General features: G+C 40.3%; 13 protein-coding genes. 5 read left to right on the forward strand and 8 right to left on the reverse strand.

Annotated elements, in window-relative coordinates; all coding sequences use genetic code 11:
• Window positions 1-25: 25 nt before the first annotated feature.
• The 4 genes from ACEW8O_RS01320 (at window position 26) to ACEW8O_RS01335 (ending at window position 2,800) form a co-directional block, all read left to right on the forward strand.
• A complete protein-coding gene (locus ACEW8O_RS01320; RefSeq protein WP_373492815.1) occupies window positions 26-712 on the forward strand; it encodes an NADH:ubiquinone reductase (Na(+)-transporting) subunit D in 687 nt (228 codons plus the stop codon).
• A 12-nt stretch (window positions 713-724) separates the two neighbouring features.
• Window positions 725-1,336, forward strand: a complete 612-nt coding sequence (gene nqrE / locus ACEW8O_RS01325) for an NADH:ubiquinone reductase (Na(+)-transporting) subunit E (protein ID WP_373492816.1) — start codon at window positions 725-727, stop codon at window positions 1,334-1,336.
• A gap of 196 nt (window positions 1,337-1,532) precedes the next feature.
• The gene (locus ACEW8O_RS01330; protein WP_373492817.1) at window positions 1,533-2,105 is read left to right on the forward strand and encodes a DUF502 domain-containing protein; all 573 of its coding nucleotides are present in this window, start codon (window positions 1,533-1,535) and stop codon (window positions 2,103-2,105) included.
• A gap of 68 nt (window positions 2,106-2,173) precedes the next feature.
• The gene (locus ACEW8O_RS01335; protein ID WP_373492818.1) at window positions 2,174-2,800 is read left to right on the forward strand and encodes a DUF1080 domain-containing protein; all 627 of its coding nucleotides are present in this window, start codon (window positions 2,174-2,176) and stop codon (window positions 2,798-2,800) included.
• Here ACEW8O_RS01335 and selD read toward each other — a convergent pair.
• The 5 genes from selD to ACEW8O_RS01360 all read right to left on the reverse strand — a co-directional run bounded on the left by selD (window position 2,797) and on the right by ACEW8O_RS01360 (window position 10,143).
• Window positions 2,797-3,837: a selenide, water dikinase SelD gene (gene selD, locus ACEW8O_RS01340; protein WP_373492819.1), complete on the reverse strand. Its 1,041-nt coding sequence runs from the start codon at window positions 3,835-3,837 to the stop codon at window positions 2,797-2,799. The two genes, ACEW8O_RS01335 and selD, sit on opposite strands and share 4 nt — an antisense overlap.
• Complete coding sequence (mnmH, locus tag ACEW8O_RS01345) at window positions 3,813-4,865, reverse strand: tRNA 2-selenouridine(34) synthase MnmH (RefSeq protein WP_373492820.1); 1,053 nt, start codon at window positions 4,863-4,865, stop codon at window positions 3,813-3,815. The genes selD and mnmH overlap by 25 nt, the downstream gene beginning before the upstream one ends.
• A gap of 76 nt (window positions 4,866-4,941) precedes the next feature.
• Entirely contained in the window at window positions 4,942-5,262 is a 321-nt protein-coding gene (trxA, locus tag ACEW8O_RS01350; protein WP_373492821.1) for a thioredoxin, read from the reverse strand.
• Window positions 5,263-5,413: 151 nt separating this feature from the next.
• A complete protein-coding gene (gene dnaE / locus ACEW8O_RS01355; RefSeq protein ID WP_373492822.1) occupies window positions 5,414-9,700 on the reverse strand; it encodes a DNA polymerase III subunit alpha in 4,287 nt (1,428 codons plus the stop codon).
• 221 nt (window positions 9,701-9,921) lie between these two features.
• On the reverse strand, window positions 9,922-10,143 hold the full coding sequence (locus ACEW8O_RS01360; protein ID WP_373492823.1) for an AAA family ATPase: 222 nt from the start codon (window positions 10,141-10,143) through the stop codon (window positions 9,922-9,924).
• A 46-nt stretch (window positions 10,144-10,189) separates the two neighbouring features.
• Between ACEW8O_RS01360 and ACEW8O_RS01365 the strand changes: the two genes are divergently transcribed.
• A complete protein-coding gene (locus tag ACEW8O_RS01365; RefSeq protein WP_373492824.1) occupies window positions 10,190-11,242 on the forward strand; it encodes an exo-alpha-sialidase in 1,053 nt (350 codons plus the stop codon).
• 944 nt (window positions 11,243-12,186) lie between these two features.
• Here ACEW8O_RS01365 and rsmG read toward each other — a convergent pair.
• The 3 genes from rsmG to ACEW8O_RS01380 form a co-directional block, all read right to left on the reverse strand.
• Window positions 12,187-12,819, reverse strand: coding sequence for a 16S rRNA (guanine(527)-N(7))-methyltransferase RsmG (gene rsmG / locus ACEW8O_RS01370; RefSeq protein WP_373492825.1), 633 nt, complete (start codon window positions 12,817-12,819; stop codon window positions 12,187-12,189).
• Window positions 12,820-12,840: 21 nt separating this feature from the next.
• Window positions 12,841-14,190: a vanadium-dependent haloperoxidase gene (locus ACEW8O_RS01375; protein WP_373492826.1), complete on the reverse strand. Its 1,350-nt coding sequence runs from the start codon at window positions 14,188-14,190 to the stop codon at window positions 12,841-12,843.
• A 159-nt stretch (window positions 14,191-14,349) separates the two neighbouring features.
• Window positions 14,350-16,017, reverse strand: a 1,668-nt coding sequence (locus tag ACEW8O_RS01380; RefSeq protein WP_373492827.1) for an FG-GAP-like repeat-containing protein, incomplete at its 5' end; no start/stop codon positions are given.

Consider the following 16,017-nt stretch of genomic DNA (forward strand, 5'->3'; position numbering starts at 1 on the left):
TTACAAACGTTTCAACTTTAAAATAATGAGTACAGAAACAGCACAAGTTGCAGAAGTAAAAAAGCCGGAAGAGGCGCTTTTGTCCAAAAGAAGAAAAAAATTAGTAACAGACCCATTAGTAGATGACAATCCGATTACCATACAGGTATTGGGGATTTGTTCAGCTTTGGCAGTTACGACCCAATTGCAGCCTACTTTAGTCATGGCCATATCAGTAATATTTGTAATTGTTATGTCCAATCTTACCATTTCATTATTAAGAAATACTATTCCAACCAGGGTTAGAATTATTGTACAACTTGCCGTTGTTGCCACCTTGGTAACTTTGGTGAATGAGTTTTTGAAAGCTTTTGCTTTTGATATGTACAAAGAACTTTCTGTCTTTGTAGGACTGATCATCACTAACTGTATCGTAATGGGGCGTCTTGAGGCTTTTGCTTTGGGGAATAAATCTTATGATTCAATTTTAGATGGTTTCGGTTCTGCATTGGGATACGCTTGGATTATTCTGACAGTAGCATTCTTTAGAGAATTACTTGGATCAGGTTCTTTGTTTGGTGTACCGATCTATGATGCGATATCCGGGTTGTTTGGAGAAGATTTCAATTTAGCAACCAATGGCTTGATGGTATCTCCGGTTGGAGCATTCATTATCTTAGGACTGATCATTTGGGTACAGCGTACCAAGACCGGTTATGTTGAACATTCATAAATTAAGAAAGACATGGAATTATTTAATTTAGCTATAAGATCAATATTTATTGAAAACATGGTTTTCGCATACTTTTTGGGAATGTGCTCGTTTTTGGCCGTTTCCAAAAAAGTAAGTACTGCAATAGGTTTGGGAGCTGCCGTTATTTTCGTATTGACAGTCACTGTTCCGACCAATTGGCTTTTGAATGAATATATTTTGAAAGAAGGTGGATTATCCTGGTTGGGTGAAACATTTGCCACAATCGATCTTTCTTTTTTAAGATTTATCATGTTCATAGCTATTATTGCTGCCATGGTGCAGTTGGTAGAAATGGTGGTGGAAAAATTTGCTCCGGCCCTTTATGGAGCATTGGGGATCTTCCTTCCTCTGATTGCGGTAAACTGTGCCATCCTTGGTGGTTCATTGTTTATGGCCACAAGAGACTACACTTTGGCTGAAGCAACAGTTTATGGCTTTGGTTCAGGAGTAGGATTTTTCCTGGCCATAATAGCCTTGGCAGCAATCCGTGAAAAATTGAAATACTCAAATGTACCAAATGGACTCAAAGGCTTAGGAATTACCATGCTGATTACCGGGCTAATGGGAATTGCATTTATGTCCTTTATGGGAATTGACTTATAATTCCTAATTATAAAATTATTAAAGGCCCTGGAAGGAATTCAAGGGCCTTTTTTTTGATATAGACTAATATACTGGATAGCATAATTTTATTATAGTAAAATCCAAATTCCAACCTAAGACCGAATAAGAAAGTAACTTTCCCAAATCAAGATTTTATCTAACGATTGTTTATTTTTACATATCTTAAAATTGAAATATGACATTTACTTATAAAAGATTCCTGACTTACTTCTTCCGAGGGCTGCTTTTTGTAGTCCCCATTGCCCTGACCATTTATGTAATATTACTAATTCTGCAGTTTTTGGATGGTATTCTCCCCATACCTATTCCAGGGCTTGGAATTATTATAATGCTGGCCTTTATCACCTTTGTTGGTTTTTTGGCAAGTATTTTTGTCACCCGCCCATTATTTGAAATCTTTGAACGTTGGGTCTTCAAAATCCCATTAATCAACATCCTCTATACCAGTATCAAAGACCTGATGTCTGCATTTGTAGGTGATAAGAAAAAATTTAATATACCTGTCATTGTCAAGCTTTCAGAGGGAATGTCCCGTTTAGGGTTTATCACGCAGGAGGATCTTTCTGTTTTAGAGGAAGATAACCTTGTTGCCATATATTTCCCTCATAGTTATAATTTTTCAGGCAATTTATATCTGGTACCCCAAGAAAATGTCCGTATCTTGAAAAACGTTAAGAGTGCAGACATGATGAAATTTATCGTTTCCGGTGGTGTCTCGCTTTTACCAAAAGTTGAATCAGAAAATTAAAGTGATGAAAATCGGTATAATAACTCAATAATAAGTCAAAAACATTAACCCTAAAACAAACCAGAATCATGAAAAGACTCATAAGCCTATTAACCCTAGTCCTGTTTTCTACAGTTCTTTTTGCCCAAAAGGATGGCTGGGTTCCTTTATTCAATGGTAAAAACCTTGATGGTTGGAAAATCTCAGAAAATCCGTCATCTTTTTCTGTTGAGAATGGCGTTATCAAAGTAGATGGCCCTCGCGCCCACGCCTTTTATGTTGGAGAAGTCAACAATGCTGATTTTAAGGATTTTGAATTCATCGCTGAAGTCAAGACCATGCCTAAAGCCAATTCTGGTATATTTTTTCATACCAAATACCAAGAAACAGGATGGCCCAATAAAGGCTATGAGGTCCAGGTAAATCAATCTCACGGTGACTGGAGAAAAACAGGCAGTTTATATTCCTTCAATGACGTAAAAGAAGTCTATGTCAAGGACGGAGAATGGTACACCGAACACATCATCGTCAAAGGAGATCATGTCACCGTGAAAATCAATGGTAAAACTGTGATGGAATATAAGGAATCGGAGGACAAAAACAGACCGGCAAATGCCGGTGAAAAGAAAATCGACAGGGGAACATTCGCACTACAAGCCCACGACCCTGAAAGCGTGATTTATTACAGGAATATCAAAGTAAAAGTGCTTGACTAAAACACTTTTATACTTATGGCTGATAGGGATTGAAACTCCCCAATCAGCCATGCTTTTTGTTCTAGATTCTCCAATACAAATTCAAATTCTTTTTGAAATTCAGGGTCAACGGCCACCAATAAGCCACCATTGGTCTGTGGATCGCAGAATTTGACCAACTCCATACCTATGATTCCTTCCGATTTGCTACTGTAGGCATTCCAGTTTCTGTAAGTATTGTCGGGAAAAATAAATTGGGAGATATATTCCTGCACACCATCGATCAAGGGAATGCTACTTCCCTGAATTCTAGCTGTAAGTTTAGCTCCCTCAGCCATCTCCACCAAATGCCCCAAAATACCAAAACCCGTTACATCAGTCATGGCATGGACAAAATCCAAATGTCCAAAATCCTTTCCAATGCTATTGATTTGAGTAGCATATTGGATCATATTGACATAATCCTCTGACTTGATTTTATCTCTTTTCAATGCAGTGGCCAAAACACCTATACCAAGTGGCTTAGTGATAAAAATCAAATCGCCTTCACGGGCTCCCATATTTGTTTTGATATTATTCGGATGAACGATCCCATTTACCGAAAATCCAAAAATTGGATCCTTTGCAGTGATGCTATGACCTCCCGCCAAAGGGATTCCAGCCAAATGACAGATCTCCCGTCCACCTTCCAAAACTACTCCTGCAAGCAACGGATCAATTTTTTCTACCGGCCAACTCAAAATAGCATTCGCAAAAACCGGCTTACCTCCCATTGCAAAGACATCTGATAAAGCATTTGCTGCAGCAATTCTTCCAAAATCAAAAGCATCATCCACAATTGGTGTGAAAAAATCAACCGAATTAATCATGGCCAAATCATCACTGATCTGGTAAACTGCCGCATCGTCTTTTGAGGAGTTTCCAACCAAAAGTTTTGGATCCATCAAATCAACAGATTTTCTATTGGCAAGAATACTATCCAGAACTGCTGGAGGGATTTTGCAACCACAGCCTGAACCTTCACTGAATTGAGTTAATCTGATTTCTTGATTTTCCATTGGATTTTATTTTTTATGGCTAAAAGTTTTGTTAATGAACTCTCCAGATCTTCATCTCCCAAATCCAGTTCTACAATTTGATCCCTTGGGTTTTTTTTAAGGTCAAATTCGTAAGACTTGTCATAATATTGAAGCAAAATATTGATCCATAATTCCGGTTGATTGTTTTGAATTGCCTCAATGGATTCTGCGGTTCTAAGCCCTCCCAGTTTCTTTTGAAGGCGACTGACGGCAGAGATAAGTTCTACTTTTGGCAATGAAGCATATTCATACTTTATTTGGGAAATTCTCTGCTTGATAGTTTTATGGATTTCAACCAAGGGAGCATTTACTATTGATGCATACAATTCATTAGCTAGTATCACTTTCCCTATCCTCCTACTTTCATTTTCAATCCAAATAATTACATTCTCTGGGATTTTTAAGAACTCTTCGGCCAACATATTTTCAAATTGTTCAATGCTTGGCTGTGGTTTCATTCCAATTCCACCAAAAGTTGAACCTTTATGTCCTGCAAGAAACTCGAGATCTATAATGTCCTCTCCCGCTTCCTTCAATCTTTTTAAAAGAAGGGTTTTTCCAACACCGGTTTTACCTCCCAAAGTCAGGAAATTTCTCTTCTTCCTTATCGTTTTGTAGGTAAATGCACGGTAAACCTTATACCCTCCCCTCAATCTAAAAACTTCAAATCCGGCCATTCCCAATAACCAAGACAAAATTTCACTTCTCATGCCACCTCGCCAACAATAGATGAGTACTTTTTTCTCCGGAGCAATAGCTAATGCGTCTTGGATTATTGAATGGAATCTTGGTCCGACAAGCTCAAACCCTTTAAACACTGCTTGCTGATTTCCTTGCTGCTTATAGACAGTGCCTATTATTTTTCTTTCTTCATTATTCAAAATGGGCAAATTGATCGCTCCAGGAATATGGCTTTGCTCATATTCTCCCTCACTTCTAGCATCTAAAATGGAGATCCTCTTCCTTAATTCCAGAAACCCATCTAAATCGATCTGTACCTCTTTCATTAAATTGAATTTGGTTAAAAATAAAAATAGCCACAAAGAATGGATCTTTGTGGCTATTGTTTGAAATATTCAAATCTTATAATTGGGCGTCAAGTTTTTTTGCCAATACTGCTTTTGGAACTGCACCAACTTGCTTATCCACTATCTCACCACCTTTGAAGAACAATAATGTTGGAATGCTTCTGATTCCGAATTGAGATGCCACACCGGGATTGGAGTCAACATCAACTTTTCCAATAACTGCTTTTCCTTCATAATCCCCGGCCAATTCCTCTACAATCGGACCGATCATTTTACAAGGTCCACACCATTCAGCCCAAAAATCAACAAGGATAGGTTGTTCGGAATTCATGATTTCTTCAAAATTTGCGTCAGTAATTTCTATTGCTTTTGCCATTATAATATATTTTTAATTTGTTTCTTGAATTTCTAAATATAGTAGGTAAGTGTAATCACCGGTAATAAGTTCCGGAAGAGATTGAAATATGATTGATAAAATCTATTGCCAATCTAATTTTTCAATTTTAAAATCTCCCAATTTTTCAATCCTATATAATCTGATACACCACTTCCGGAATCTGCCCCAAGTCATTGATCATTTCATTAGAAGGATCAACTGTAAATTTTTTTGACATCAAATCCAATGTAATATTTTCCTTACTGTCTATGACATTGATAAACAGCTTGGCATCTCCTTTATACTTTTGGGTGATTGATTCCAGTTTTTCCATCAGATCCAATGTCAGGTCATCTAAGTCAATATTGACCCGTAATCCTTTGATCATTTTTCCCCGAACCTCATTAAGCAACATGATCGAATTGATTTTAAACTCAAATTCATTTTCTTTCCACTTATTGGGATGGACAGAACCTGAAATATAAAGAAACCACCCGGTCATGAAATACTCCTTGAACCGGATATAATCATCTCCAAAAAGAAAGAAAGTATTTGCCCCATGGTAATCTTCCATGGTCAATGTGCCGAAAGGTTTACCGGTTTTTGTGGTCCTGTGGGCAAAGGAGGTCACCATCCCGGCTGCTTTGATTTCTCCTTTCTTCCTTAATATATCCATATCAGGAAATTCCGTCATGGGAGTATTAGTAAAGGATTCTATTTCCACCCTAAACTGATCCAAAGGATGCCCGGAAATATAAAGACCTACAACTTCCTTTTCAATGTTAAGCTGTTGTAACTGACTAAATGGCTCAATAGGTGGCACAGATGGTAACGGTACTTCCATTCCTGCTCCACCACCAAATAAGCTTACCTGAGAACTATCAGCTTCCTGCTGCACCTTCTGAGCGTATTTAACAGCTTTTTCAAGCAAATTGGCATCTCCATCAGCCGCCTCCAAGTATTGCCTTCTATGGTGCTCTGGAAAGCAATCAAAACCTCCGGCCATCGCCAATGCCTCCAGTGTTTTCTTGTTGACGGCTCTGGAGTTCACCCTTATACAAAACTCAAAGATATTCTTGTAAGTACCTGATTTTTCCCTTTCTGCAATGATCGCCTCCACGGCAGCCCCGCCTGCGCCTTTGATGGCAGCAAGACCGAATCTGATCTGACCTTCTTTATTGACAGCAAACCCACTGTTAGATTCATTGATATCAGGACCCAACACCGCTATTCCACCACGCTTACATTCTTCCATAAAAAAAGTAACCTGTGTAATATCATTCATGTTATTGCTCAACACCGAAGCCATATACTCTGCAGGATAGTGGGCTTTGAGATATGCCGTTTGATAAGCAATCCAAGCGTAGCAAGTGGAGTGGGATTTATTGAAAGCATAGGATGCAAAAGCTTCCCAGTCAGTCCATATTTTTTCCAGCTTTTTTGGATCATGTCCTTTTGTCGCAGCTTGTTCCACGAACTTGGGTTTCATCTTATCCAAAACATCCTTCTGCTTTTTCCCCATCGCTTTTCGCAATACATCTGCCTCACCTTTGGTAAAACCGGCCAGTTTTTGGGAAAGCAACATCACCTGCTCCTGATAGACTGTAATCCCATAAGTTTCCTCAAGGTATTCCTTCATATCCTCAAGGTCATAAGCAATTGGTTCTGTACCGTGCTTTCTTTTGATAAATGAAGGAATGTAGGCCAATGGACCGGGCCTATACAAAGCATTCATAGCAATTAAATCCCCAAAAACCGTAGGCTTAAGATCCCTCATGTGTTTTTGCATTCCCGGAGATTCATATTGAAAAATACCAACTGTTTCACCCCTTTGAAATAACTCATATGTCTTGACATCATCCATAGGAAAACTGTCCGGATCCAGTTCAATCCCATGCCTTTGCTTGACAATCTTGACAGCATCTTTGATCAGCGTTAGGGTTTTCAGACCCAAAAAGTCCATTTTCAAAAGACCGGCACTTTCCACCACCGAGTTGTCAAATTGTGTGCATACCATATCAGAATCTTTGGCCAATGCCACAGGAACATAGTCGGTAATATCCCCCGGTGTGATGATTACACCACAGGCATGGATTCCCAGGTTTCTTACAGATCCTTCAAGAATAGTGGCCTGATTGATGGTTTTGGAAAGTTCATCATGTCCCTTGGAGATTCGGATAAGTTCATCAGCTTTTCCGAGATCCTCCCCATTTCCTTTGAGTTTATCGGCCAACTTTGCCCTGTCTTTGGTCAGATCAAAAAGTGCCTTCAATTTGATATCAGGGACTAACTTGGCCAATTTATCCGCCTCGGACAAAGGCAAGTTCAAAACCCTTGCCGTATCCCTAATGGCAGACTTGGCTGCCATGGTTCCGTAAGTGATGATCTGTGCGACCTGATTGGACCCGTATTTGTTGATCACATAATCGATGACTTTTTGACGGCCTTCATCATCAAAGTCAATATCAATATCGGGAAGGGAAACCCTATCCGGATTCAGGAATCTTTCAAATAGTAGATCATAAGCGATTGGATCCACGTTGGTAATGCCTGTGCAATAAGCAACTGCTGAACCCGCCGCCGAACCCCTGCCCGGCCCAACTGACACGCCCATCTCCCGGGCAGCGGCAGTGAAATCCTGAACAATCAAAAAATATCCGGGGTATCCGGTATTTTCAATGGTTGCCAACTCAAAATCAAGCCTTTCCCTGATTTCATCAGTAAGTTCAGGATAGCGTTTTTTGGAACCTTCATAAGTAAGGTATCTGAGGTAGGCATTCTCACCTCTTTTACCCCCATCCTCCTCATCCAGGGGATCTTTGAATTCTTCAGGAATATCAAATTTAGGAAGCAGGACTTCTCTTGCGAGTTTGTAGGTTTCAACCTTATTGACAATTTCATTGGTACAGGCAATTGCCTCAGGCAGATCTGCAAAGAGTTTTTTCATTTCTTCAGGACTCTTGAGATAGAATTCATCATTGGGGAACCCATAGCGGTATTCCCTCCCCCGCTTTCCTACATACTTTTTGGGCTTTTCTACCAACTCCCCATCTTTCACACATAACAAAATATCATGTGCCTTGGCATCTACCTTATGGTTGTAATAGGTATTATTTGCCGCAAAATATTTAACCCCATATTTTTCTGCAAAATGGAGTAAAACCTCATTGACCTTTTCCTCTTCAGGAATGCCATGTCTGTTCAACTCAACATAAAAATCCTCCCCGAATTGTTCATTCCACCAAATAAAGGCTTCTTCTGCATGAGTATCGCCTACATTCAAAATCAAATAAGGAATTTCTCCCCAAAGTCCACCGGTGGTGGCAATCAAATCATCTTTATATTGTTCCAATAGTTCCCTATCAATCCTTGGCACGTAATAATATCCCTGAATATTGGCATAGGAGGACAGTTTGGCCAAGTTATGGTATCCGGCTTTGTTTTTTGCCAAAAGGACAGTTTGGTAACCATCGTCTTTTTGGCTTTTATTATTTCTGTCATTGGTCAGATTAAATTCACAACCTATAATCGGTTTGATATCATTGGCCAAAGCAGTCTTTACAAAATTAAAAGCCGCCATCATATTGCCATGGTCTGTCATAGCTATGGCGGGCATCTTCATCTGCTTGGCCAAGGCAATCATAGCCGGAATTTCTGAGGTAGCCTGCAAGACGGAATATTGGGTGTGCACATGCAAATGGGAAAAAGGCATATCCGTCATATCGGATATATCTGCTGTTCCCGCAGCTTTCAATACATCTTTGGCAGCAATTTTTTGCTCATCTTTTGCATTGACAAAATTGGCAATGTCCAGTTTTGGTGCTTCATAGATGACTTCAGTGGCATCTATACCTTTTACCGGAGCCCAAACTTTTTGGGCAATCAGCCCAAAAAAACATTTGGCAGTAGCATCCACATCATAAGCGGCATCATGCGCATCTGCAAAACCATTCCCAAAAAGTCTATGGTGCAGTTCGGTCAAAGTAGGCCATTTGAATTTCCCGCCTTTTCCTCCGGGCAAGGCGCAAAAATCCGTGGAGATGTCCTTTGTATCCAACTCCTTCATCTCGGCAAGTCTCATTGGAATTCCCTTTCGCAAAAATTCGGAACCCACCACATTGATATCGAAACCGATATTGTGTCCGACCAGAAAATTGGCTTTTTCTACATCTTCATGGAAAATGGCCAGCACTTTTTCCAATTCATGCCCTTCTTTTGTCGCCCTTGCTGTGGAAATTCCGTGTACTTTTTCCGCATTATAAGGTATGGTAAAACCCTCCGGTCGGATGATGAAATTGTTGTTGGAAAGCAACTTGCCTTTGGCATCATGAAGTTGCCATGCAATCTGAACCAATCGAGGCCAATTGTCCAGGTCGGTCATCGGGGCATTATAATTCCTTGGTAATCCTGTGGTTTCGGTATCAAAAATAATGTACATGCTTAATTGTCAATTTTAGGTCTTTCAAATTAACACATATAAGCGGGAGGTACTAAGTCAGTGGCGGAAATTGTCGGGAAAAATTCAGGAATTTTATTTGAAAGGAAAATTTACGTAGCCCCTGAGGACAATGAAGAAATGATACAGGATTTTTTAAAAATCAATCCGGGGATTAAGGTTGTGGGATGAAGTTTTGACATGCTTTTGTTTCCTTAGTAATCTCAATACAAAAATCCAAAAAGATACAACGGAATTTTATTTCCCATCCCATATTCCAACTCATCTGCAGCTATAAAAGAATCGGGGAGGTTTGCGATCTGGGTAAAGTCTTTGTTTTTACCGCCGACTTCAAACACATACCTGTCATTGATCAAAAAATCACCTTGTTGCGGATAAGTAACGGAATGTCCACTGTTTGCCAAAACGTATCTTTGAAGATACATAATTATTATCTTATTGTATCTTCAAAAGTACAATTACCAAATTCTCATGAAAAAACTTCTTCTTTCTTCCCTTTTTTCCCTCTATTTTGGAGCTTTTGCCCAAGACATCAATTTAAAGGTTATATCGGACGAATTCATCTTTGGGGAAGACCGTCCCTTTGCCCAATGCCATTCATCTTCCATAGAAAGCCTCAGGGATGGCAATTATATGATCGTCTGGTTTGCAGGAATAAGAGAGAAACATGGCGGTGTAGCGATTTGGTCTTCTAAGGGCAGTCCGGGAAATTGGTCTTCACCAAAATTGTTGGTCAAAGTAAGGGAAGATGCCCATTGGAATCCTGTACTGTTCAATGCACCCGATGGGAAGCTTTACCTTTATTTTAAAGTGGGAAAGGAAATCGATGATTGGGAAACTTGGGTGACGTATTCTGAAGATCGGGGCAATTCATGGTCTGATGCCAAAGAGTTGGTCGAAGGAGACAAAGGCGGCAGGGGACCTGTAAGGAACCATATCCTCGTCTTATCAGACAATACTTGGCTAGCACCTGCTTCCATCGAGAAAAACAGGATATGGAATGCCTTCGTAGACCGTTCAGAGGATGGTGGAAAAACCTGGCTGAATACAGAAACTTTGATCTTGGACCGGAGCGTCATTATCGGAGAAGGAGTCATTCAGCCGGCCCTTTGGGAATCGAAACCTGGACATATTCACATGCTGCTAAGAACCTCTGCCGGTAAAATCGGAAGAAGCGATTCAAAGGACAATGGTTTTACATGGTCACCTGTAGAATTGACCGATCTTCCCAATAACAACAGCGGAATTGATTTGGTCAAAGTCCACGATGAAACCATTGCCTTGGTATATAATCCTGTAGCAGAAAATTGGGGCAATCGTTATCCCATGCAATTGGCCATTTCATTTGACAATGGTGATACTTGGCCCATCAAAGAGGTGATAGAATCCGGAAAAGGCAAAAATGAATTTTCTTACCCTTCCATCATTTATGAAGATGGGCATTTGATATTTTGTTATACCTGGAACAGGGAAAGGATTAAGTTTGTGAAGGTGAAGGTTGAAGGTATTAACATCGTTGAATAAAAATGATCATTGAATAGCTAGTAGCTTTCCATCAAAATAAGGACAGCTATTTTACAAAACTTTGCCTTGTCACTTCGACGACAAGAGAGGTCTTTGGACTTATAATCAGGGAATTAGATTTCTCTCTCCGTTCGAAATGACAAGGAGAAGCCAAGTCACTTCTGAACCATTAAAAAGGTATGAAGGTCTCAATAAACCTCACCTTGTCACCTCGACGGTAGGAGAGGTCGGGTAACCTTAATACTGGAGCAATAGATTTCTTCCACCACGGCAAACAGGCTTCTACGTTCCTGCCATGGCAGGCAGGCGAAATGACAAGGAAAGGTTAAATGACTGTGGCTATCCATCAAAATGAGGACAGCTACTAAGAAAGACTTAGCCTTGTCACCTCGACGGCAGGAGAGGTCTATAAACCTTGAAGCTGAACAGATTTCTCTCTACGTTCGAAATGACAAGGAAAGGTTAAATGACTGTAGCTATCCATCAAAATGAGGACAGCTACTAAGAAAGACTTAGCCTTGTCACCTCGACGGCAGGAGAGGTCTTTGGACTAATAATCAGGGAATTAGATTTCTCTCTCCGTTCGAAATGACAAGGACAAGCCTTTTACACGATTGATCTAAAAAAAGTATTCAAGATTATTGTTAAACTTTGCCTTGTCACTTCGACGGCAGGTCTTGTCCGCCGTGGCGGAAGAAGTCTATTTAACCTAATGGCAGAGCAGAAAAGATTTCTCTCTACGTTCCTGCCACGGCAGGCAGGCGAAATGACAAGGGCAAGCCTTCTTTTTGATTATAATCTTACTTGTTATTTAAGGACATTGTTTCTCGCCTCTTGGCTCTTGTTTCTTGGCTCCCCGATTCTCGGGGCCGGCTTAGTTTCTTGATTCTTGTTTCCTGGTTCTTGGCTCTTCATCCTTCCTCCCTCATCCCTCATCCTTTCCTTCACCTTTTCCCTTCCCAAGGAACATAGACCACTTTTTTGGTCTCGAAAAATTCTTCTTTGAAATAATCTTCTAAATGATAGGAGACATAACTCAAGTCCCTTTCTTCCATTTCCTCGTCCACATCCCCACCTTTTAACAGTAACATACCGTTCTGGAATTCATTGAAATCTTCTCTTTTGAATTTTCCTTTAACCCATGGAAGGAAATTTGCAAATCTGGTAACTGCTCTGCTTACAATAAAATCATACCTTCTTACCAAATCTTCCGCCCTGATTTGTTGGGCTTCTACATTGGTGAGTTTAAGTTGACGGGCCACATCCTTGACCACAGTTATCTTTTTACCGATGGAATCCACCAAATGAAAATGGGTATCAGGAAATAAAATGGCCAATGGAATCCCTGGAAAACCCCCTCCTGTTCCAATATCCAATATTTTTGTCCCGGGCTTAAATTCAATCACTTTGGCAATTCCCAAAGAATGGAGGACATGTCTTTCATAAAAATGCTCCACATCCTTCCTGCTGATCACATTGATCTTCTCATTCCATTCTTCATAAATTGGTTTGAGTTTAGAAAATTTATCTTGTTGTTCAGGAGTAAGGTCAGGAAAGTACTTGAGGATAATGTCCATTAATATTAATTTTTCTTCCACTTATTCAACTCTGGCAAGATTTTCATTTTTGGTAGAAACTTTACCAAGTAGATGATGTCCCACTTTCTGACCTTTAGTGGCGCCATTCACTACTGCGGGCATATAGTGAATTCCTCCATATAATCTACTGATGGCAGCCTCATCCGCTGCCTGCCTGAATGAATCAAATTTCCTTACAGGAAGACCATAAGCGACTTCCGTTGAATCGACAAAATGAAAAGGCTCTCCAAAAAGTTTGGTCAAAGTCTCAGCGGCTGCATTGGAAATCACCGAATGCCCGCTTGTGTATTCAGGGAATGGCGGCGTTTGCAAAAGCGGTAACCAATCCTCATCAATGTATTTGTTAATGTAAGTTTCGGGTCGGATCAAAACACTCCGGTATTTTTCATCCCAACAGGCAATAAAACCATCAAACAACGCTATTCCTGTCATTGCCAGCACTTCAGCAGTTCCCTTCCAATCCTTGCCCGCTGTTTTGGAAGAAATAGCTGCAATCCCCATCCAGTGACCTCCGGGAGTGATTTTCTTTTCGGCAAACATCACATGGCCCTTGACATTTACTTTGTAGGGATTGCAATCCCAGAACATGGCTATGTCTTTTTGCTCAGGTGTGAGATTTTTAGTAGTCAAAAAAACTTCCTCGGCTTCTTTAAAAAACTGACTGCTTTTATCATTGGAAAATTCAGTCGGCGGAACGGATTTGTATTGCCCTGCGGAGTCCAGTACAAATGACCTGATCTTATTCCAATGAGGCTCTATTCCTTCCATATAAGCGGGTGGTGTAGGCTGCCAGGTATTTGGGGCATTGCTCACTGTGTATTTTTCAAATGAACGGCTTTGATGGTAATTGTCTTTTTTAGAGTAGGCAATCACATATTCGGCTACTTCCTCACCCAATTGAACTGATCGGTTGTAAACTTTTTTGGGAATTCCTTTTGATCTGATTTCCTTGAGCGCTGCTTCTTTATGGGTATTCATCATTTCTTCCGAGAAAATCAAAGCAGTAGCTACTTTATAATATGCAATCAAGGAAGCCAAAGGATAATATATTTCTCCTTCAGTGTCAAATTCAGTAGGCTCAAAACCATTCAATTGCCCCATCAGACTCTTGTATCCGGGATCAGCCAAAACTGCTACTTCATAGGCAGCTATAGATGGATAGGCATAAATCCTACTGGCTACCGGAGGGGAAAAAATATCGTGAATGATGACATTGGTCAATCGAATCTGGGCCGCAGTTTGGTAGGAACCATCTGTGATGATTTCCTGATAATCACTGTTGTCCTGACAGGCTATGATGCCGGCAAAGACAAATAAGGTAAGAAGGGATTTTGGGAAGAGATTTTTCATTATAGGCAAATTCTAATGCTATGGGAACTCAAATTTAACAATTCCTTTTGTGTAAGTCAAAGAAGGAATGATTTGAGTGGGTTTGGAACATCAAAGCTAATTATTAATACGTGATTCCAAAGTTTTTGTCCCACCAAATAAGCTGATTTTTAGCATGTTTCACTGATTGATTTTTAGAAAAACAGGTTTTTCGTTGTTTCGCACAGCGACCAAATGTGGTGTCTCACCAATATGGATCAACTCTACTTTTCTATATTCACCCCAATAGTCATTTGAGGTAATCCCAATCGGTACATTCACCCAAGTTCCATCCGCCCATTTCAATAAAGTCAGGGGTTGCGATCCATTTTTCCCCAAGTCATTTCTGAATCCATAAAAATTTCCTACGCCCAAAAGATACTGACTGCCATCTTTTCCTTTGAAGGATTTGAAATCTTTGATGGGTGCAAATTGGGCTTCGATAGGAAAAGGATCAAATTCAAAAGTACCACTTCCGGAACTCCCCAAAACACCCGATCTCAATTCTGTCACCTGATATTTATTGGCCTGTTTCAATTGATTGTCATCAATCAGGTCTTTTGGTGACTTGATTTTGGAATATGTAACATAGGAATCGTGCTTCCTTTTCAGTGCCGGAATCTGTTTGATCAAATCATCCCTACTTGCGAACGGCACCAATTTTCCGTCCATATAATGAAAAATCAATGGATCTGTCTGCCCATTTCCATCAAAGTCATGATGGTATAACCATACTGGTTGCTCCTGACTTGCTTTCAGTTTGGAATTCAATCCCAAGTTGCCAAAGACAATGTCCTGAAGGCCATTGCTCTCAACATCAATTACTGACATTCCAAAATACCAACCCGGTCGGTCCAAACCGGAAATATTCAATCTTTCAAATTGTTGCTGATCATTTAAAGAATAAACAATCAAAGGCATCCACTCTCCTGACAGCAACAGTTCTTTTTGACCATCGCCCGTAATATCTGCCCAAATGGCATTTTGGATCATACCAGGTCTGAATTCTTCCCCAAAGTAACTTTGGGTGGCATCTTGGAATTTTCCTGTTCCATCATTGAGCAGTAAATAACTTCTCGGAAAGGCTCCATAATTTCCGGTGACAACCGATGCGCCCACAAAAATATCCGGATGCCCATCTCCGTTGACATCATGGACTGCAACCGCGGAAGTATTCTCCCCAAAGGGAGGTAGTGAATTCATTGAAAAAACCAGGTTTCCATTTCCATCATTCAAAAACACCCGATCGAAATTGTAAATCTCACCTCTCCCATATTCATTTCCGCCACTGCCAACATATAGATCCAAGTGACCATCCTGGTTGAAGTCTTCCATCACCGCAACCACGTCTTCCGCAGTTTTCAATTGCTCAAAGAAAGGATTTGTAACTTTCTTGAAACCCCCATTCGCATCCTGAAAAAACAAAGCACTTGGCTGTCCATTTGCTCCACCCAAAAAAATATCGTCCAAACCATCTCCATTCAGGTCCCCGACTGCCAAAGCAGGACCTTCAGTGCCATACCTTCTGGGGATCAGGTATTCCCTTCTAAACTCATCTATGATGGATCTTTCTTCATGCTTCCAATCCAAGGAAATTTCTGCAATTTCCAATACAGACTCTGTGGTGTGAACGGGGAAAGAACTTTCCTTTCCTTTGCCTTTAACCAGCAAATGTCTTTGGTCAAGATCAAGATTTTGAAATACCTCTATATCTGTTGAATTCCAGGATATCAGGACAGAGTCAATTTTTTCTGAATTTCCCAATCCAAAAGTCAAAGTGGTAGAAGTACCGGACTGAAATCCTCTAGA

This window comes from Aquiflexum sp., assembly GCF_041749095.1.
Lineage (GTDB): Bacteria > Bacteroidota > Bacteroidia > Cytophagales > Cyclobacteriaceae > Aquiflexum.